The sequence below is a fragment of the Bartonella sp. AP57NXGY genome, assembly GCF_042195805.1.
GTDB lineage: Bacteria > Pseudomonadota > Alphaproteobacteria > Rhizobiales > Rhizobiaceae > Bartonella.
Window position 1 is genome coordinate 23,066 of record NZ_JBHIOZ010000012.1, and the last position, 20,054, is coordinate 43,119.

Annotated in this window: 13 protein-coding genes and 1 tRNA gene; 6 read left to right on the plus strand and 8 right to left on the minus strand. The window is 38.7% G+C overall.

What is annotated here, in order from left to right; translation table 11 throughout:
- The 4 genes from ACFIL8_RS03115 to aroA form a co-directional block, all read right to left on the minus strand.
- A partial coding sequence (locus tag ACFIL8_RS03115; protein WP_375688886.1) for a glucoamylase family protein occupies positions 1-5,045 on the minus strand: 5,045 nt, incomplete at its 3' end.
- Positions 5,046-5,271: 226 nt separating this feature from the next.
- The gene (gene rpsA / locus ACFIL8_RS03120) at positions 5,272-6,972 is read right to left on the minus strand and encodes a 30S ribosomal protein S1 (protein ID WP_026500132.1); all 1,701 of its coding nucleotides are present in this window, start codon (positions 6,970-6,972) and stop codon (positions 5,272-5,274) included.
- Between the two features lie 131 nt (positions 6,973-7,103).
- The gene (gene cmk / locus ACFIL8_RS03125; protein ID WP_375611402.1) at positions 7,104-7,751 is read right to left on the minus strand and encodes a (d)CMP kinase; all 648 of its coding nucleotides are present in this window, start codon (positions 7,749-7,751) and stop codon (positions 7,104-7,106) included.
- Positions 7,748-9,076, minus strand: coding sequence for a 3-phosphoshikimate 1-carboxyvinyltransferase (aroA, locus tag ACFIL8_RS03130; protein WP_375611401.1), 1,329 nt, complete (start codon positions 9,074-9,076; stop codon positions 7,748-7,750). The genes cmk and aroA overlap by 4 nt, the downstream gene beginning before the upstream one ends.
- Before the next feature lie 187 nt (positions 9,077-9,263).
- Between aroA and ACFIL8_RS03135 the strand changes: the two genes are divergently transcribed.
- Both ACFIL8_RS03135 and ACFIL8_RS03140 read left to right on the plus strand, forming a co-directional pair.
- A complete protein-coding gene (locus ACFIL8_RS03135; RefSeq protein WP_375611400.1) occupies positions 9,264-9,644 on the plus strand; it encodes a TIGR02300 family protein in 381 nt (126 codons plus the stop codon).
- Between the two features lie 117 nt (positions 9,645-9,761).
- Positions 9,762-9,837: transfer RNA gene (locus ACFIL8_RS03140), tRNA-Ala, on the plus strand.
- A 1,599-nt stretch (positions 9,838-11,436) separates the two neighbouring features.
- On the opposite strand, the gene ACFIL8_RS03145 is transcribed toward ACFIL8_RS03140, so the two are convergent.
- Both ACFIL8_RS03145 and ACFIL8_RS03150 read right to left on the minus strand, forming a co-directional pair.
- The gene (locus tag ACFIL8_RS03145) at positions 11,437-12,024 is read right to left on the minus strand and encodes a hypothetical protein (RefSeq protein WP_375611399.1); all 588 of its coding nucleotides are present in this window, start codon (positions 12,022-12,024) and stop codon (positions 11,437-11,439) included.
- Positions 12,025-12,135: 111 nt separating this feature from the next.
- Positions 12,136-13,317 carry a DNA recombination protein RmuC gene (locus tag ACFIL8_RS03150; RefSeq protein ID WP_375688888.1) on the minus strand — a complete coding sequence of 394 codons (1,182 nt, stop codon included), beginning with the start codon at positions 13,315-13,317 and terminating at the stop codon, positions 12,136-12,138.
- Positions 13,318-13,407: 90 nt separating this feature from the next.
- On the opposite strand from ACFIL8_RS03150, the gene def reads away from it, so the two are divergent.
- From def to truA, 3 genes are read left to right on the plus strand one after another with little or no spacing between them, the layout of a single operon-like run.
- Positions 13,408-13,944, plus strand: a complete 537-nt coding sequence (def, locus tag ACFIL8_RS03155; RefSeq protein WP_375611397.1) for a peptide deformylase — start codon at positions 13,408-13,410, stop codon at positions 13,942-13,944.
- A complete protein-coding gene (fmt, locus tag ACFIL8_RS03160; RefSeq protein ID WP_375645399.1) occupies positions 13,944-14,873 on the plus strand; it encodes a methionyl-tRNA formyltransferase in 930 nt (309 codons plus the stop codon). The genes def and fmt overlap by 1 nt, the downstream gene beginning before the upstream one ends.
- Position 14,874: 1 nt before the next feature.
- The gene (gene truA / locus ACFIL8_RS03165) at positions 14,875-15,618 is read left to right on the plus strand and encodes a tRNA pseudouridine(38-40) synthase TruA (protein WP_375612809.1); all 744 of its coding nucleotides are present in this window, start codon (positions 14,875-14,877) and stop codon (positions 15,616-15,618) included.
- A gap of 32 nt (positions 15,619-15,650) precedes the next feature.
- Here the strand turns inward: truA and ACFIL8_RS03170 are convergent, their stop codons facing one another.
- Positions 15,651-16,514 (minus strand): LOG family protein, encoded by an 864-nt coding sequence (locus tag ACFIL8_RS03170; protein ID WP_375612808.1) that lies wholly within the window; start codon positions 16,512-16,514, stop codon positions 15,651-15,653.
- 106 nt (positions 16,515-16,620) lie between these two features.
- On the opposite strand from ACFIL8_RS03170, the gene dapD reads away from it, so the two are divergent.
- Positions 16,621-17,469, plus strand: coding sequence for a 2,3,4,5-tetrahydropyridine-2,6-dicarboxylate N-succinyltransferase (gene dapD / locus ACFIL8_RS03175; protein WP_375611393.1), 849 nt, complete (start codon positions 16,621-16,623; stop codon positions 17,467-17,469).
- A 575-nt stretch (positions 17,470-18,044) separates the two neighbouring features.
- On the opposite strand, the gene lepA is transcribed toward dapD, so the two are convergent.
- A complete protein-coding gene (gene lepA, locus ACFIL8_RS03180; protein ID WP_375611467.1) occupies positions 18,045-19,850 on the minus strand; it encodes a translation elongation factor 4 in 1,806 nt (601 codons plus the stop codon).
- Between the last annotated feature and the right edge of the window lie 204 nt (positions 19,851-20,054).

Below are 20,054 nucleotides of genomic sequence, written 5' to 3' on the forward strand. Positions count from 1 at the left end.
GCTAATTCACCATAAGAAGTCACTTCAATGAGTCGGTCTTTATTTGTCGTATTCATCAGTTGAATACGTCTCCCTTCGCCACATCCTTCAGATGTAATAAGACATTCAAGTGTTGATTTAATACCATCAACCATTTTTGTATATTCAGCCTTTTCATCTGTAAAAATGCTGACAGCGTCTTCTTCAATAACACGTGTTGGCTCACCAGTAACAGACCACCACCGTCCACTATGCGTATCACGTAAGAAGAATAAAGTACCTTGTTGATCTTCTGTTGCATCAGGAATAAAGCGCGTAATCGCATAATCGTGCCAACGACTGTAACCAGAACCGTTCGCTGTTAACATGGTAGAATAAAAGCCATTAGACAAAAGTAAAGTTGCTCGTGGTTTGAGTAACGGGTTTGTAATAATGCGCAAAGGGGCTGCGTCAAATGCTTGAGACTTATTGCGCATACGATTAACAGCTTTGGTATGAATAATAGGAATGAGATGAGGCGCTCTTTCCTGTAAGAGCAATTGTGTTGCTTCAATAACGGGATCACGGTGAAAACGATCACGCATTCGCCCTTGAAAAATAACATTGTTAAGAGCAAGAATAGACATGCCATGATGATGCGCATAATAATTGCGTACAATGGCGTATTTTTCCCCTGTTTTCACGCGTGTTGGAGTAAAATCAACAGAGTCATAATAACCATATGTTCCTAAAGCTCCAAGATCACGGAGTCGTTTTAAATTAGCGACAGCGCAAGCAGGAACATATTGTGCCGCTAGAAGGCTGGCATAGGGAGCAATGACAGCATTGCGTGAAAGACCACGTTGGAGTCCGAGGTTTGGAACACCAAAATGAGCGTATTGGTAATTCATTAAATGATCGCGAGCATTAAATGCGGCTTCTGAAATACCCCATGGCAATTCCCGTTTATGGGCATATTGTATTTGACAACGAATAATCAATCGATTTGTTTGATCTAGGAGAGACCCTAAAGGTTCATGCATTACGAGAGATGGCATAAGATATTCGAACATTGATCCAGACCATGATAGGAGTGCACTTTTCCCACCTATGGGTACGAGAAGTCGACCAAGACGAAACCAATGTTTAAGTTTTATATCTCCTTTTGCGATGGCAAAAAAGCTTGCAAGACGTGCTTCTGAAGCAAGTAGGTCATAACAATTTTCATCGAGTTTGTTTTCTTGAACACGATATCCTATGGATAAGAGATGCCGTTTAGGCTGTTCTAAAAAGTCAAATTTCATATCAAAGGCTATTTGCCGTGCCATTATAGCCAGCCTGTTTAGTTTTTTACTTAATTTTTCAGTATCACAATGAGCAGTCGCATCATGATGATGAGCGTTACAGGTGTCGATAAGGCATTTAGCCCAAGAAAGCGCACGAGCAGATTCTATCGTTTGAATTTTGTGGTCAAGTTCACCGACTAAGTGCACAATATCGTGGGCTGCAAGTGAAAGATCTATGATGTGAGAAGGGACCGTATTTTCTTGTTCTAAAAAAGTGAAGACAGAGTCATGAAAACGAGTGATGTTTTCTTCGATTTTTTGGCGTAAAGAGCGTAAACTGGGTTGATGATCTGGAATTTCTCTGACAGTTTCTTCAAGAATAGCAAGAACATCCGATAAGCCTTCTCGATCACTTTGGAAAAAAAGAGGCGGTTTTTCAGCCCATTCACTTAAAGCAGAAGAGAGTGTTACCAAATGACCGGCAAGATTTCCTGAATCAACGGTTGATACATAAGTAGGTAAAAGAGGCCTGAGTGTATCCGTTTCATACCAATTATAGAGATGACCACGAAACTTTTCCATTTTTGTAAGAGAGCGTAATGTACATTCAATACGGGTGATGGTCTCTTCAAAACCAATCCAGCCAAAATCACGTGCTGCAATAATAGAAAGGAGATAAACCCCAATATTCGTAGGCGATGTACGTTGAGCAACAAGAGGTTCAGGATCTTCTTGAAAATTATCGGGAGGCAAATAGTTGTTTTGTGCATTGACAAAGGTTGCATAATAAAGCCATGTCCGACGTGCAATAGAACGGAGTTTTTTTTCATCTTTTGAAGAAAGATCAAGGCTATCTTGAAAGGTTGAAGGTTGACTCACAATCCAAGCAATGAAGGGTGAAAAAAACCATGCTATCCCAAAAGGCAAAGCAACCAAGCTTGCAAAACTATCAGAAAAAAGAGGGAGTGCTATAGTAAGAATACCAATAAGCGATGCTGGTGCCATTGTAAAAACATAGAAACGCAAACTATTGGGTATTGATTTTGTTGCGGCAGAAGTTTTCCATTCAAGAAGATGCTGTTTTGAAATCGTCATACGATAGAGTGTACGAATAATCGCATCGGTCATAAAATACGCCGAATGAGCAAGAAACGTCGTTTTAAGAAATATATCAGCGCTTGTAAGAGCAATTTTGTTCCAAATTAATTGAAAATGTCCACGCAAAGAATGATCTATATTGGATGAGACAAGCGTTTTTAATACACATAGAATGGGTGAAATGAAGGAGCTAAACAACAAGAATAGTTGCCAGACGATTGCACTCTTTAAAGACAAAAAAGCCCATCCTGCAAATGCTGCGATTAACCACATAAGTGGCGTGAGAGAACGACGTAAATTATCCTGCATTTTCCAACGCGTCACGGAACTTATTTGACGGTGGGGAAAAAGATAAGGCAAAAGCTGCCAATCACCGCGGACCCAACGATGATAACGCATAACATCAATATTGTAAGCGGTTGGATAGTCTTCAATGACTTCTATGCTACTTACCAGAGCAGTACGAGCATAACCTCCCTCTAAGAGATCATGGCTAAGAATAGTATTTTCTTTAATTTTGCCATCAAGCGCTTGTTCAAATGCATCAATATTATAAAGACCTTTACCGATAAAGGTGCCTTCTCCTAAAAGATCTTGATAAGTATCAGAAACAGCAAAAACATAAGGATCAATGCCACGGTTTATAGAAAAAACCCGTTGGAGAATTGATGTTTTTTTTCCTGTTGTAAGAGAAGGAATAATGCGTGGTTGTAAAATGCTATAGCCCTTTACAACCTTTCCACTTTGTGGATCAAAAACGGGATAATTGAGTGGATGGTTAAGCTTTCCAACAAGTTTCGCGACGCTCTCTGGAGTAAGACGTGTATCACAATCCAGCGTCATAACAAAACGGCAATCCATGGGAAGATGTGGATTGGGAGGATAAAAGCTTGTATTTTTATCGCCTCTTAAGAGCCGATTAAGTTCATGAAGTTTTCCTCGCTTTCGTTCCCATCCCATCCAACATTTTTCGCTTGTATTATAAAGGCGTCGGCGATGTAAAAGGAAGAAAAGTGGAAGTTCATCACGATGATAACGACTATTGAGTTTATCAATACTCTTTTGCGCATAGTGCAATAAATCAAGATCATCTTGCGTTTCTCTCAATGGAGCATCCACCCAATCTGTAATGAGTGCAAAATGAATGGCACCTTTAGGATTGGAAAGATAGTGCACTTCAAGATTGCGCACTTGTTCATCAATGTCAGCGCGTGATGTCATCAAAGTAGGTACAACAACCATTGTCCGTGCATGTTTTGGAATACCTTCTTTATATTCATAACCAATGAGTTGTTTTGATGGGACAAACCACGAAACAACAGTGTTAAATAAAGCAAAAGCAGCATCGATAGCAGGAAAAAGCGCCAATCCAGTAAAGCAAAAAGACATCCATTGTGTCATGCCAGATAGCTGTAAAAGGGCGTAAATTACCAGCAAAAGAGCAAGCGTCAGAAGAGAGACAGGAACGGCGATGACTCTCAATTTTGAGCAACAGGAAGCGCGTGTCCATTTTATGAGAAAGGGCGGAATATACCCACAAGCCTTTTCAAATATGCCACGACCATCATCAACAAGGTACCACCCCACACAAGAATGATGAGGCATATCTTTAGAAGTGGAATTTGCCATTTCTACAACTTTATGTGCAACTTCCAGTTCACTAAGAGGCGAAAAGCGAGAAACTTTTTCAATGACTTGTCGATAAATATTGCGTGAGTGAGCATCAATTTCAGAAAAATCACTATTTTTACGCAAAATAGAATCGACACAACTCACTGTTTCAAACCATGCTGTCCAATCAACATCATCTATAGCTTTAAGAGAACAGATAATATTTCCCATGGTCACACCATCTGCTGCTTGTCGGGTATGTTCATCAGCTGTTGCAATCTCTAAGCTACTGCCTTGGCTTTTCAATTGCTTTTCAAGCCAAGTTAATGCTACGGTTGAATCGACAGATGCACTGCGCAGGCGATAGAATAAATGTGCTGAAAAAGTTGGATCAACAGTAAATGGTTTATACTGCGTAAAAAGAGAGTGTAGATTTGTTTTATTTTCTACAAGAGAAATTTTATCAGCTACTTGACTAGCAAGATGGCGCATATGTCGCGCTTTTTCGATACGTACTGAAAGACGACGGACATTTTCAATGAGCAGCATTTGCATAACTGAAGGAAGAGCCCACAATTCACCAATTGTGAGCGCACAAATTTCTTGAAATCCGTTGGTCATAGCAGTGAGTGTTTCTTGTGAAAAGCTGCTATCGGTATGCGCAATATAAAGCCAAGTTAAAGCAAAAATTCGTGGTATTCCGGCTTTGTGTGTAGAAAGAGGAAGTTGCTTTATGAAGGACTTGGGTAGATTACGACGTAGCTTTTGTATGGTTTTATCAATGGTGTAATGATTATCAATGAGCCATTGAGCAGATGGTGCGATGGTTTCATCATTTCGGGCAGCAAAATCACTGGTATGAAAGGCATGAAGAATAAGTTTAGCATTTTCATTCAATCTCTTGCGAAAATCTCCTACTCCTTCATATTCAGGGAGTAAAATTTCTTTACCAGAAGCTATATCATGCCCTAAGTTATAAAGATCTTCCTGTACCTTATAAATTGCACGAAGAGGAAAATCCGTATTAATAAAATGATCTTTTTTCTCTTTTTGAGAAAAAAAGCACTTTATGAAAGGTATTATGCACGTCATAGTGTCCCATTGTTATTCAATTACATTGTTTTTTATTTAAATTTTAAGCATTTTATCTGAATAGTGAACCGTTGTTAGACAAAAAACAAACTTTTTGTTTTTATTTGCAAGCATTTATAATTTTTGTTTCAATAATTTAAAAATAAGCAGACAATTTTTTTATAAAATAAAAAGGTCACTCCTAATGAGTGACCTTAATAATAAAACCAACTTTAATGATTGATGATTAATCTTGTTCTTGTTTTTTCAAAGCTGCACCCAGAATATCACCAAGAGAAGCACCTGAATCTGTAGAACCATATTGTGCAACAGCTTCTTTTTCCTCTGCAATTTCTAAAGCTTTAATCGATACTGAAATTTTACGTGTTTTTTTATCAAATGCTGTGATGCGAGCATCAACCTTTTGCCCAATTGCGAAACGCTCAGGACGTTGCTCATCACGATCACGCGCAAGATCAGCACGCCGAATGGTTGTCTCAAGGTTGTGGTCAATCAATTTCACACCAATGTCATTGTCGTTAACAGCAATCACTTCGCATGTTACAACTGCACCTTTTCGCAATTCGCCAGAAGCAGCTGCTTCTCCAACTTTATCGCTGGAAAGCTGCTTAATTCCAAGAGAAATGCGCTCTTTTTCAATGTCAACATCAAGGACCACAGCCTTAACGATATCGCCTTTATTATAAGTATCAATAACTTGTTCACCAGGACGGTTCCAATCAAGATCAGACAAATGAACCATACCGTCAACATCGCCTTCAAGCCCAATAAACAGACCAAATTCTGTTTTATTTTTAACCTCTCCTTCAATTTGCGAATTGACAGGAAATTTATTGGCAAAAGCTTCCCATGGATTTTCAAATGTTTGTTTTAAGCCAAGAGAAATACGCCGTTTAGAAGGATCAATCTCAAGAACAACCACTTCTACTTCTTGTGATGTAGACAGAATTTTTCCAGGATGAACATTTTTCTTTGTCCAGCTCATTTCAGAAACATGGATCAGCCCTTCGATTCCTGGTTCAATTTCAACAAAACCACCGTAATCAGTAATGTTGGTAACAGCACCCGTAATTTTTTTACCAATCGGATACCGGACACTGATGCTTTCCCAAGGATCACTTTCAAGCTGTTTCATTCCAAGAGAAATACGGTGCGTATCTTGATTAATGCGAATAATCTGCACTTTAATCGTTTGGCCAATTGTGAGCACTTCAGATGGGTGATTAACACGCCGCCATGCCATATCTGTAACGTGCAAGAGACCATCAATCCCACCAAGATCAACAAAGGCACCATAATCTGTAATATTTTTCACCACACCTTCAACGATTTGATTTTCTTCAAGATTTTGTACGATTTCTGAACGTTGCTCAGCGCGACTTTCTTCTAAAACAGTGCGGCGTGAGACCACAATATTGCCACGACGACGATCCATCTTCAAAATTTCAAAGGACTGTGAATTATGCATGAGGGGTGAAACATCACGAATGGGACGAATATCAACTTGGCTGCGAGGCAAGAAAGCAACGGCACCATCAAGATCAACTGTAAAACCACCTTTTACTTGGCTAAAGATCACTCCATCAACGCGTGCACCAGCATTGAATTTTTCCTCCAAACGGACCCAACTTTCTTCGCGCCGTGCTTTTTCACGCGATAAAACAGCTTCACCCATCGCATTTTCAATGCGTTCAATGTAAACCTCAACTTCATCGCCAACTTGCAAAGAACCATCTTTTGCTTTAGCTCCAAATTCTTTGAGAGGAATACGTCCTTCGACTTTAAGACCAGCATCAATAATGGCCATGTCTTTTTCGATTGCAATAACACGACCTTTAACAACAGATCCTTCATTAAGATCATTAGTTTGAAAAGATTCTGTTAAAAGGGCTTCAAAATCCGCTGTTGTGGGATTGTATTGTGACATAAGAACTCCTAATATATACCTTGTATTATAAGGTATGAGCGCTAGGTTAGTGTTAACATGAGTAACTCCCTAGCCTTTTCCTTGAATAAAGGAAAAAAGTTAGCGCTAGGCTGGAAGTTACCTTAACGAATTTATCCAATTATATGCATTTTTATGATTGGATCAACAAAACTGCATGCAATTTCAAATGTTGCTTCTATACTCAATTCTGACGTATCAAGCAAGTGGGCGTTTTTTGCTGGTTTTAGTGGACTTTGTTTGCGCGTTATATCGCGACTGTCGCGCTGTTCAAGTTGAGCTAGGATTTCATGATAATTTGCTTGAACACCTTTTTTTAAAATCTCTTGGTAGCGGCGTTTGGCGCGTGTTTGAACATTGGCTAGAATATAAAACTTGATATCGGCATCAGGACAAACAATAGTTCCGATATCACGCCCATCAAGCACACAGCCGGGCAAAACTTTAGCAAAGTTGCGTTGTTTTTCGACAAGAATTTTGCGTACAGCAGGGTTAATTGCTATTTTTGAAGCCGCTTCACCAAGTTCATGAGAAGAAAGAAGAGAAGGATTTAAGGTATTAAAATCAAGTTCTTTAGCATAAATAATAGCATTTTTTTCATCATTAAGAGCTAAATTTTGTTGTAAAAGCGTATGAGCAACACTACGATAAGTAAGACCAGTATCGAGATGACGAAGGCGATAATGTGCAGCAATTTTGCGTGCTAAGGTTCCTTTGCCTGAGGCAGCAGGTCCATCAATGGCGATAACAAAAGGCTTCAAGCGATTTTTCCCCCAAGTTGTTTTATAAAAGGAATAAATTCTGGAAAGCTCGTAGCGATCATTCGTTTATCATCAATGGTAACAGGTTTTTCTGACACAAGCCCAAAAATGAGAAAACACATAGCAATTCGATGATCAAGATGTGTGGCAACATACCCACCCCCCAAACCTTTGGCAGAACCTTTTCCATAAACAATAAGAAAATCTTGACCTTCTTCACAGTCTACGCAATTAATTTTTAATCCTTGAGCAACAGCAGACAATCGATCCGATTCTTTTACACGCAATTCTTCAATTCCTAGCATAACTGTTTTGCCTTCTGCAAAGGCAGCTGCTACTGCCAAAGCAGGATATTCATCTATCATCGATGGAGCACGTTCTTTGGGCACCGTAACGCCTCTAAGGACCGATGATTTTATCCGTAGATCAGCAACATCCTCTCCACCTGTTTGACGTCGGTTCAAAAATTCAATTTGAGCACCCATTTCCCACAATGTTTCGATAAGTCCTATTCGAGAGTTATTTATCAAAACATTTTCAATGGTGATATCAGAGTCTTCTATAAGAAGGGCTGCGATAATTGGAAAAGCAGCAGAAGAAGGATCACCCGGAATATGAATCGTTTGTCCAGTAAGATGGGGTTGACCATTAAGATGAATCAAACGCGCACCTTCGTTATCTTTTTCTATTTCAAGTTGCGCACCGAATGCTTTTAACATTTTTTCCGTATGATCTCGTGTCAGAACTGGTTCAATAACAGTTGTAGTGCCGGCGGTATTGAGTCCAGCAAGCAGGATTGCTGATTTAATTTGGGAGGAAGCTATTGGAACACGGTAACGAATCGGATTAGCCATTTTCGGACCATAAAGCGTTAAAGGAAGGTGATCGTCGCGCGTTGCCTCAATTTCAACCCCCATGAGACGCAGTGGATCAAGGATACGTCCCATTGGACGTTTAGAGAGAGAAGCATCACCAATAAAGGTTGTTTTCATATGATACGGACCAACCATTCCCATAACCAAACGAGCACCTGTTCCAGCGTTTCCAAAGTCTAAAGGTTTTTGTGCAGCTAAAAGGCAACCATTCCCTGTTCCTCGTATGATCCAGAAGTCTTCTTTTTTAATAATACAGGCACCCATAGCTTGCATAGCAGCAGCTGTATTGAGTACATCAGCGCTTTCAAGTAATCCATGAATATATGTCTCACCACTTGCTAATCCTCCCAATATAAGAGAGCGATGAGAGATTGATTTATCTCCTGGTATTTGAATTTTTCCAGAGAGACTACTCGATTTATAGGTGGTTATAGGGATTGCTTTTTGCATGGAAATTCTATTTAATTCTATCTAACTTTTATGAAATTGTGCATCCTTTAGCACATGCTTTAAAAGACGTCATGAAAAAATCACTGTGGAACAGTGTATTTATCTTTGACAAAGGTATTATTTTTCGATTAAGCACCATAAAATTTATCTTTTAATGGAATAATAGTTAATCAAAGAGGCACGGTTTATGGCAAAACAAGAACTTGGAACTAAACGTGTTGATCCAGAAACAGGAAAAAAATTTTACGATCTAAATCGCGATCCTATTGTGTCGCCCTATACAGGGATTTCTTATCCGCGTTCTTACTTTGAAGTTGCAGCAGCGGAAGCAAATAATGAAGAAGAAGTTGATACTGAAGAGCTTGATACAGCACTTGAAAAATCTGCTTTTATGCTTCTTGAAGATGATGATGTGGATTCTAAAGATGACGATCTTCCTGATTTAGAAGATAGTGATGTAGATCTTGGTGATGATGATGATACATTTTTGTCTCATGATGGTGACGATGAAGATGATGACGTTACTGATATTCTCGGAGGCGGTGTTTCTAATGATGACGATGCTTAAAAGAAGTAAAAGAGGACATCTTTTCTATTGAATGTAAATTCTTCTTGATCTTCAATTTTGATCGTTCTAGAAAAGCTGGAATTGTATACTGTCTTTTTGGGACAATTTGTTTTTATAGGGGCTATAGCTCAGCTGGGAGAGCGCTTGCATGGCATGCAAGAGGTCAGCGGTTCGATCCCGCTTAGCTCCACCAAAAAGACCAACTGTTCTATCAAGGGAATCAATTATAATAAAAGATGTGTGCATCAATTTAAAAGGTTTATGTGCTATTTAATTATCATTCCAATAGCGCCTGTTCCTTGCATCTTAATGATATTATAATACATTTTTAATCATTTGTTGGATTATAAAATTTACTGTCGCAACCGTGAAAGTAGATAATTTTTTATGCTTTGCACAGAAATAGAAAATGAGCTGTTTAACCTGCGCCTTGTCTTAAAGGACAAAATTTGAATTTCCTTTACCACAATATTTCCACAAATATCATAATATGTTGGTTACCGGTATCTTTTTTAAAGATATGAAGTACTTAAACAAAGAGTAGAGAATAAAATATTAAAATATACTTCTCAATTATTGCGAATCAGAACTTTTTTCGAGTATTTTTAGCCTGATCAGATGTTCTGCCAATTAAAAATTATCCACCTTGAGTAGCGTATACCTGCTCAATACTAAGGTATATTAACACTTAAATAATATATTGAATCAATTAATTTTTTTCCTTGCACGTCATAAACAAGGTCGAGGTGTAAGAGCAAAGTGGTGCTATCATTATATGTGCTAATTCCCAATGTTACGGATAATTCTTACATTTGAGAATGTATGTTCATAAAAAAACATTTTTAGTCTTTTCTTTCACAGTTTTTATCCACATACCCATTGTGCTTGTTATGTGCAAGCCAATGGTTTTATTGATTCAACCTCAAGAGATCTGAAACGATAAAACCCTACGCCATTCGAGATTCTTACTTTAATATGAATAACGATATATTATCTTTATAAATCAATATCTTAAACCATTTAAGAAAAAGAATAAAAATGCTTCTCATAAATATTCTCAAATGCAAAAGCTATCACAACATTGGAGACTGACTTGTTACTTCATAGGCGTTACAAATCTTTCTCTGAATATTCCCTACCCTGAATATTCATTGTGTATAAAGTTGCATATACCTTATCATCCTATAAACGGGAGTGTTTTTACAATACAATAAGATAACTTCTTTCAATTAAGATGAACTGGATGGACGAATATGTTTTATTTCATACAACACTAAATACACCTAGTTCTTTTGAAGACTGTAGCGCCCTCTTTATACAAAATAACGTTTTTTCGTTTAATGCATTTCTCGTTTTTTTATATTGAATATTTTACCCTTTTTATGATGCCCGAATTGCATTTGTTTTAATTGCTATTTTATACGCTTAACAAAGAAAATATTCATATAATAATCAGCCAGTAATACGCATAATGAAAATAAAAAATGATATTATATTTTAAAATTTTTCTTCAATAATCTCTGGCACTTAGCCCAATGCGAAATGCCAGCGCTAAATAGAAGATAGTTTCTATTATAAATTTTTTTAACAAAGGAGGTAAAAATGTCGAGAGTATCTTCAAATATATTGTGTATTGCAAAAACTTTCTGTTGCTTGAGTTTATTCTAAAAAATAACAATTTATTTCATTGAACGATCGGAGAAACGACACTATTTTATCATATCATGCGGAATTTTGCTTTCGAATAATTTTATCCCATCAATTCCCTGATTGAGATTTTCAAAAATCTTCCCTAATGCCATCCACATCTTTTTAATTGCTGTTCATAGAGCCTCGATATCCTTGCCATGCGCTGTGCTGTCTGTGAAAGCGCAGCACTGACATGCCCACCACTACGTGCATAAGCACCATGCCCCATATGATAATTTAAATAAAGGCTATATGCATCATCAAACCTCACCCCATTGCGTTGAACACTTTGGCGATGATACCAAGCAACAAAATCAGCAGCATCTGCGAAATTCGTACGCCATGCAAAAGACTTTCCTGTAGAGCGAAGATACATTGCCCATGTACTATCAAGCGCTTGAGCATAACCATAAGCTGTCGACCGACGCTTCCATGGAATAAAACCAAGTAGTTTTTTGCGTGGAGGACGTGCATTGTGACGAAAGCTCGATTCCATCTTAATGGTTGCAAGAATAATAGGCATAGGAATTCCATAGCGCATTTCCGCTCTTTGAGACACCTTACCCCAATTGTCAAAAAAACCATTTTTTTGTGCTAAAATAGCACAAGCATTATTTGTGTGGATGGGAGTGGTTGTTGCGCATCCCTCTAGCAAAAACACCAGTGCCCCTAAAAACAAAAGGTGTCGCATATTCCTATTCCTCTCGTTTAAGAAATAAAACAAGATAGAGATACTAAAAAATGATTACCAATCAATAAAGAACATGATCTAACTTGTAATATTTAAGAAGCTTGCTTTGCTTTATTCCTCATCAGCAAAACGCAATGTTTGCGACTGAGCTAATGTTGTCATTTTTGTTGGTTCAGAGTAATTTTCTTTTAATTCGACAGTTTCAATGCGATTTGCCCGTTTCATGATTTTGGAAGACGATATCAAAATTCCCTCTATATCTTCACTTGCTTTATGAAAGTGCTTCTGTAGTGCGCGAACACGCGTATCCATTCGTCCAAAATCTTCCATCAATTTTGCTACTTCTGATTGAATTAAATGCGCTTGTTCACGCATCCGCGCATCTTTCATAATGGTTTGTACCACTTGGACAGAGAGCATCAACAAAGATGGTGAAACAATAATCACATGGGCTCTATTGGATTTTTGTACCAATGCCTCAAAATCCTCATAAATTGTTGCGAAAATCGATTCAGATGGCACAAAAAGGAAAGCAGTGTCATGGGTTTCTCCAGGAATCAAATATTTTTGTGCAATATCACGAATATGAACTTCCATATCGGTACGAAATTGGCGTTCTGCCTCTTGACGCTCTTGCGCTGATTCTGCCTTACGCATAGCATTCCAAGCTTCCAGAGGAAATTTAGCATCAACAACAAGAGAAGGAGCTTTATTGGGCATATGAATGAGACAATCTGGGCGCTTTCCATTGGAAAGAACAGCCTGAAAAGCATAAGCGTTTGTTGGTAAGGCATCGGCAATAATTGCTTCCATCCGCCCTTGACCGAAAGTACCACGCGTCTGCTTATTACTTAAAATGGACTGCAACTGAACAACTTGTCCCGTAAGCGATTGAATATTATTTTGTGCTGCATCAATCACTGCTAAACGCTCTTGCAAACGATTCAAATTTTCATAAGTGGATTTGGTTTGTACCTGAAGTGTTTGGCCTAAGCTTGTTGTCATCCCATTGAGTTGCTCACTGAGTGATTTATTCAATTCAGCCTGCCGTTGACCAAAAATTTCCGCCATCGTTTGCATTCGTCCTTGCATTTCAGCTTGTGTTTTCAGCAAGGTAGCCATCTGCATTTGTGCCTCACGTGCGCGTTCAGCAATTTCATTTTCCAAAAATGCTTTTTTTCGATAAGAATGTATCAACATAAAAAATGCCAAACAGACAAGTATAAATAAAAGCAAAAGCATTAGTTTAGAAAAAAAATCACCAGCAAGTATGGAAAAAAACGAATCAAACATAAATTGTAATATAACGCTCTTATTGTAAAAAAACGCAAGAATCCGTTATTCAATATTGACCAATAACAAACCATTGATTAATCTCTACTTATGCCAATGAGATCTTTAGTTACTTTACCTGATCCGATTTTACGGGAAGTGTCCAAACCTGTTGAGCAGGTCGATTCAGCTCTCCAAAAACTTGCGGATGACATGTTGGAAACCATGTATAATTCTAAGGGCGTTGGTCTTGCTGCTATTCAAATTGGTATACCGCTACGTATGTTGGTTATAGATGTCTCTGGAAATTCTGACGATGAGCAGAAAAAACCACTTGTTATTATCAACCCTGAAATTTTATGGCTTTCAGATGAGCGTAATATTTACAAAGAAGGCTGTCTTTCTATTCCTGATTATTTTGCAGAGGTTGAACGTCCTAAACGCCTTCGTGTTCGCTATCAGAACCGTGAAGGAAAACAAACAGAAATTGAAGCAGACGATCTCTTAGCAACTTGCTTACAGCATGAAATTGATCATTTAGATGGGCGCCTTTTTATTGATTACATTTCAAAGATCAAACGCGATATGGTGATACGAAAATTTAAAAAACGTGCAAAAGAAAAAAACATGCAGGAAGCAGTTTTGTAATGGCTTTACGATTAAGTTTTATGGGAACACCAGATTTTGCTGTTCCTATTTTACATGCTTTATTGGATGCAGGTCATGATGTTGTTGCTGTTTATAGTCAACCCCCTCGTCCAGCAGGACGTCGAGGGCTGAAATTAATCCCCTCCGCTGTTCACACCGTAGCAAAAGAAAAATCCATTCCTGTCTTCACGCCTCAAACACTCAAAACAATCGAACAACAGGAGCAATTTGCAGCACTTTCTGTTGATGCTGCTATTGTGGTGGCTTATGGACTCCTTTTACCCAAAGCTATTCTCGAAACGCCACGTTTTGGTTGTTTTAATGCCCACGCTTCACTCTTACCACGTTGGCGTGGTGCTGCGCCTATTCAACGAGCAATTATGGCTGGTGATAAAGAAACAGGTATCATGATCATGAAAATGGATGAAGGACTTGATACGGGGCCTATCGCTCTTTCTCGCTCCATCCCCATTACTGATAACACCACCACTGCTGAGCTTTCAAACAGACTTTCACATATTGGCGCAGAACTTATGGTAGAGACTTTATCCACTCTTGAAAAAGGACAACTTAAACTGACCCCACAATCAGAAGAAGGCATCACCTATGCCGCCAAAATTAGAAAAGAAGAGACCCGCATTGATTGGACAAAACCTGCAGAGTTTATTCATAGGCATATTCGCGCGCTCTCTCCCTCTCCTAGTTGCTGGTGCAATATGAATATCGGTGGACGAGAAGAACGTGTAAAAATTCTTGATAGTCGTTTAACAACAGGTCCTTCTCTTGAAATTGGACGGATAGAACCAGATTCTTTGATTATCCATTGTGGGCAAGGACGGATAGAAATAACCTCTCTCCAAAGATCTGGCGGTAAAATTCTTGAGTGCGCAACCTTTTTGCGAGGTGCTCATATTTCTGCTGTTTTTTAAGATGCCACGTTTTAAACTCACTCTTGAATATGATGGTTCAAATTATGCTGGTTGGCAGCGTCAAGCAAAACTTCACACGATACAAGGAGCTCTTGAACAAGCAATTTTTTGCTTTAGTGGACAACAATTGACCATAACAACAGCAGGAAGAACCGATGCGGGCGTACATGCTACGGGACAAGTTGCGCATGTTGATTTTGAAAAAAACTGGCTCTCCCATACTGTGCGTGACGCGCTCAATGCTCTTTTACGTAAACAGGGAGAGGCGATTTCAATCTTAAATGTAGAAAATGTCCCTGATGACTTTGATGCACGATTTTCCGCTGTAAAACGCCATTATCTTTTTAAAATACTTAATCGTCGCTCTCCACCAGCTTTAAATGCCAAACGCGTGTGGTGGATACCAAAACCTCTTCATGCTGAAGCCATGCATGAAGCTGCGCAAAAGCTTGTAGGACAACATGATTTTACAACTTTCCGTTCAGCACATTGCCAAGCCAAAAGCCCTATTCGCACCCTTGAACGTCTCGATATTCAAAGAGAAGGTGAAGAAATTTTCCTTTATGCACAAGCTCGTTCTTTTCTTCATCATCAAATCCGTTCATTCGCAGGAAGCCTCATGGAAGTGGGTATTGGACGTTGGACAGCTCAAGATCTCGAAACAGCTCTTCATGCTAAAGATCGTAAACGTTGTGGTGTTGTTGCCCCCCCCTCAGGACTTTATTTAACCAAAGTAGAGTATTAATTATCCTTCAAGAGTGAGCATCTCAAAAGTCGTTAAGGCAGTTTATAAAAAGAATGAATTTCTTCAAAAGCTTCTGCTGCTGTATTAACAAATTTCACAAAATTAATATCAGTAGGAGAAATTGTACCTTGTGCAGACAGATACTCAAAATTGACAGTATTGCTCCAAAATTCTTTGCCAAACAATAAAATTGGTACCTGTTTCATACGCCCCGTCTGTACTAAAGTTAACGTCTCAAACAGTTCATCCAGAGTTCCAAATCCGCCAGGGAAAATGGCTAGGGCTTTCGCTCGTACTAAAAAATGCATTTTGCGCATCCCCAAATAGTGGAAATTAAAACACAAATGCGGTGACACATACGAATTAGGCTCCTGCTCATGTGGTAAAATAATATTCAAGCCAATCGTTGGGGCACCAACATCACAAGCACCACGATTTCCCGCCTCCATGATTCCTGGTCCGCCCCCTGTAACAACCACAAATTCACGATATTGTGTCGTAGCAGAATAAAGTGAGCACAAACGTGCAAACTCTCTTGCTTCATCGTAATAATGTGACATAGCATGCAAATTTTTCTTTTGTATTTCATTCTTTGCAGCCCACGCTGCTTGCCCAGGTTCAGGAATACGCGCACCACCAAATAAAACAACTGTTGATTGAATATCATATTCTTTAAGGGTTATTTCCGGCTTTAAAAATTCAAGACTAATACGTTGTGAACGCAGCTCTGGACGCATCATAAAATCTTGATCGATATAGGCTAAACGATAAGTAGACGAACGCACCTGTGCTGAATTAGAGACTTTATGGATCTGTTGTAGAGCATCCTTCGTATGGAGAAGTGGCGTCCAGTTTTCTTGCTCCCTTTTTCTTTTTTCTTTACAGCTTTTTTTCATGCACCTGTCCTACTTCCTCATCGTTTTATTGACTGAACACATTTCTTCGCGTAGTTCATAGAGAATAAATCTTGAAGCTTTCAACTTGTTTAACGGAACTCTCGTCATGACCCATATCACACAACTTGAAATTATTATCGAACAAGCTTTTGACGATCGCGATTCTATCGATACTACCACAAAAGGCGAAATACGTGAGAGTGTTGAACATGCATTGAACCTTCTTGATAAAGGTGAAATCCGTGTTGCAGAACGACAAAAAAATGGACAATGGCATGTTCATCAATGGTTGAAAAAAGCGGTTTTACTCTCTTTTCGGCTTAATCCTATGCAAATTATTACTGGTGGAATCAATGGGACACATTGGTGGGATAAAGTTCCTTCAAAATTCTCTGGTTGGCAAGAGGCAGATTTTAAAAGTGCTGATTTCCGTTCCGTTCCTGGAGCCATTGTACGTCATTCTGCTTACATTGCACCCAATGTTATATTGATGCCATCCTTTGTCAATCTTGGTGCTTTTATCGATGAGGGCACAATGGTTGATACATGGACCACCGTTGGTTCTTGTGCACAAATTGGTAAACATGTCCATCTTTCTGGCGGTGTTGGTATTGGAGGTGTTTTAGAACCACTGCAAGCAAATCCAACAATCATTGAAGATCATTGCTTTATCGGTGCTCGCTCTGAAATTGTTGAAGGCTGTATTATCCGTGAAGGTGCTGTTTTGGGAATGGGAGTCTTTATTGGAAAATCAACAAAGATTATTGATCGTACAACAGGTGAAATTTTTATTGGTGAAGTACCAGCCTATTCAGTGGTTGTACCAGGTTCTCTCCCTGGAAAACCTTTACCAAATGGTGAAGCAGGCCCAAACCTTTATTGTGCTGTTATTGTAAAACGCGTTGATCAAAAAACACGAGAAAAAACATCCATTAATGATCTTTTACGTTCTTAGACACAAGATTAATTCATAATAATATTTCATCGTTTTTTAACTTGAATAATAACCTCGAATACAAGGATTCTCTCATTGCAAATCCTTTCATAGTGAATCAATCACTATCATTTCCTTGCACGTTACAAACGCAGTTGGTGTGTGGGTAAAAAACACTTTAAGAAAAGAGTGAAATACCTTTAATGAATTCTCTCAAGTGATAAGGACTGTCATAATATTTTGAGCGGAAAAAGAGTATGATGGGTGCGCTTTGCACCTTTCTGACGCGTAAAAGCGGTAATGCCAAATGGATTTTATATCATTCACAGTGTATTTTACATTATATTTTGTTACATCCCCCGTTGTGAAATGGAGTTTGATGTATTGAGAAATGTTTCTTTGAAACAAGTGCACAAATATGCAACATAAATGTATTTTGTTTAAAGCATTCTGTTTTACGTGAGAAAGTGACACCATTATGCAATACACAAGAACATGAAGCACGACGCAATTCTATTTAAAAGTGTTCTTTAAACACCTGAACCAATCAACAAAAGCAAAAGCGCAATCAATGAGAGAAAATACCCCTTTTTTCATTATTTGTTCATTTTGAGCGCTTGAATAAATGCCGATTGTGGAATTTCTACTTTTCCAAATTGGCGCATCCGCTTTTTGCCTTCTTTTTGCTTTTCCAAAAGTTTGCGCTTACGCGTAACATCACCCCCGTAACATTTCGCTGTTACATCTTTACGCAAAGCACGAATCGTTTCGCGCGCTATAACTTTACCACCAATAGCCGCTTGAACTGGAATCTGAAACATATGCTGGGGAATAAGATCTTTCAGTTTTTCACACATGGAACGCCCGCGCTTTTCTGCAATCGTGCGGTGAACAAGCATCGATAATGCATCAATAGGCTCTCCATTCACTAAAATAGACATTTTAACTAAATCACCTTCTGCATAATCTGTCATTTGATAATCAAAAGAAGCATAACCCTTTGAAATCGATTTTAGCCGGTCATAAAAATCAAAAACAACTTCATTCAGTGGTAAATCATACGTTACCATAGCACGGGTTCCAACATAGGATAACCCAACCTGTACCCCGCGCCGCTCTTGGCATAGCTCTAAAATTGACCCAAGATAATTATCAGGAGTCATGATTGTCGCCCGAATCCATGGTTCTTCTATGGAAGAAATTTTAACCACATCAGGCATATCCGCTGGATTATGTAACTCTTTAACAGAACCATCATTCATATTCATGCGATAAACAACTGAAGGTGCTGTCGCAATTAAATCCAAATTAAACTCACGCTCTAATCGCTCTTGAATAATTTCAAGATGCAGAAGTCCTAAAAAGCCACAGCGAAAACCAAACCCCAAAGCCGCAGATGTTTCCATTTCAAAAGAAAAACTCGCATCATTTAAGCGTAATTTGCCCATGGCTGCACGCAAATCATCAAAATCAGCAGCATCAATTGGAAAAAGCCCACAAAAAACAACCGGTTGCGCAGGCTTAAAACCAGGTAAAGCATTTTCACAAGGACGGCGCTCTTCAGTAATCGTATCCCCAACCCGTGTATCTGCTACCTCTTTGATAGAAGCAGTGATAAAACCAATCTCGCCTGGTCCTAACTCATCAACCTGTACCATTTTAGGTGTAAAAACCCCAACGCGCTCAACTGGATATTTTGCACCTGTACCCATCATACGAATGGTTTGGCCTTTTTTTAAAATACCATCTATCACCCGTACCAAAACAATGACACCAAGATATGCATCATACCAGCTATCAACCAGCATTGCTTTCAAGGGATTTGCAACATCACCTGTATGTGGAGGTGGTAATTGTGCAACAATTGCCTCCAAAACATCAGGAACACCCAAACCTGTTTTTGCTGATATTTCTACTGCTTGAGATGTATCAATGCCTATCACATCTTCAATTTGTTCTTTAACTCGCTCAGGTTCTGCTGCTGGAAGATCAACTTTATTGAGAACAACAACCAACTCATGGGAATTATCAATGGCTTGATAAACATTTGCTAACGTCTGCGCCTCTACGCCTTGGCTTGCATCCACCACCAACAGAGAACCTTCACAAGCTGCCAATGAACGCGAAACCTCATAAGCAAAATCCACATGACCTGGTGTATCCATAAGATTTAAAATATAGGTTTCACCATTCTTTGCCTTATAGTGTAAACGTACCGTCTGTGCTTTAATAGTAATTCCACGTTCACGCTCAATATCCATGGAATCGAGTACTTGTTCTTTCATCTCACGTGTATCAAGCCCACCTGTTATTTGAATCAAACGATCAGCTAAAGTGGATTTGCCGTGATCAATATGCGCCACGATGGAAAAATTACGAATATAATTACGATCTATTGTCATATAAGGCGATTTAGCAAAGAATAATACAAAACGCAAAGACCAATTATGCTCCGGCTTCTATCAAAAGAATATAAACCTAAAAAGCTTCTCAAAACACAACTTTTTATAGCCTAAAAAATGAGGCTTTATTTGCTAAATTAAATCCAAGGCTGCTAAAATGATCTTTTCGCATCTTATTTGATAACTCATATGCTGTAGTAAGCT

What these genes read in the sequence shown, in the direction of transcription:
- rpsA (WP_026500132.1), bottom strand. Translation starts at nt 6,972, where the DNA reads ATGTCACAATACAATCCCACAACAGCGGATTTTGAAGCCCTTTTAACA.
- aroA (WP_375611401.1), bottom strand. Translation starts at nt 9,076, where the DNA reads ATGCAAAAAGCAATCCCTATAACCACCTATAAATCGAGTAGTCTCTCT.
- ACFIL8_RS03135 (WP_375611400.1), top strand. Translation starts at nt 9,264, where the DNA reads ATGGCAAAACAAGAACTTGGAACTAAACGTGTTGATCCAGAAACAGGA.
- ACFIL8_RS03145 (WP_375611399.1), bottom strand. Translation starts at nt 12,024, where the DNA reads ATGCGACACCTTTTGTTTTTAGGGGCACTGGTGTTTTTGCTAGAGGGA.
- ACFIL8_RS03150 (WP_375688888.1), bottom strand. Translation starts at nt 13,317, where the DNA reads ATGTTTGATTCGTTTTTTTCCATACTTGCTGGTGATTTTTTTTCTAAA.
- def (WP_375611397.1), top strand. Translation starts at nt 13,408, where the DNA reads ATGCCAATGAGATCTTTAGTTACTTTACCTGATCCGATTTTACGGGAA.
- fmt (WP_375645399.1), top strand. Translation starts at nt 13,944, where the DNA reads ATGGCTTTACGATTAAGTTTTATGGGAACACCAGATTTTGCTGTTCCT.
- truA (WP_375612809.1), top strand. Translation starts at nt 14,875, where the DNA reads ATGCCACGTTTTAAACTCACTCTTGAATATGATGGTTCAAATTATGCT.
- ACFIL8_RS03170 (WP_375612808.1), bottom strand. Translation starts at nt 16,514, where the DNA reads ATGAAAAAAAGCTGTAAAGAAAAAAGAAAAAGGGAGCAAGAAAACTGG.
- dapD (WP_375611393.1), top strand. Translation starts at nt 16,621, where the DNA reads ATGACCCATATCACACAACTTGAAATTATTATCGAACAAGCTTTTGAC.
- lepA (WP_375611467.1), bottom strand. Translation starts at nt 19,850, where the DNA reads ATGACAATAGATCGTAATTATATTCGTAATTTTTCCATCGTGGCGCAT.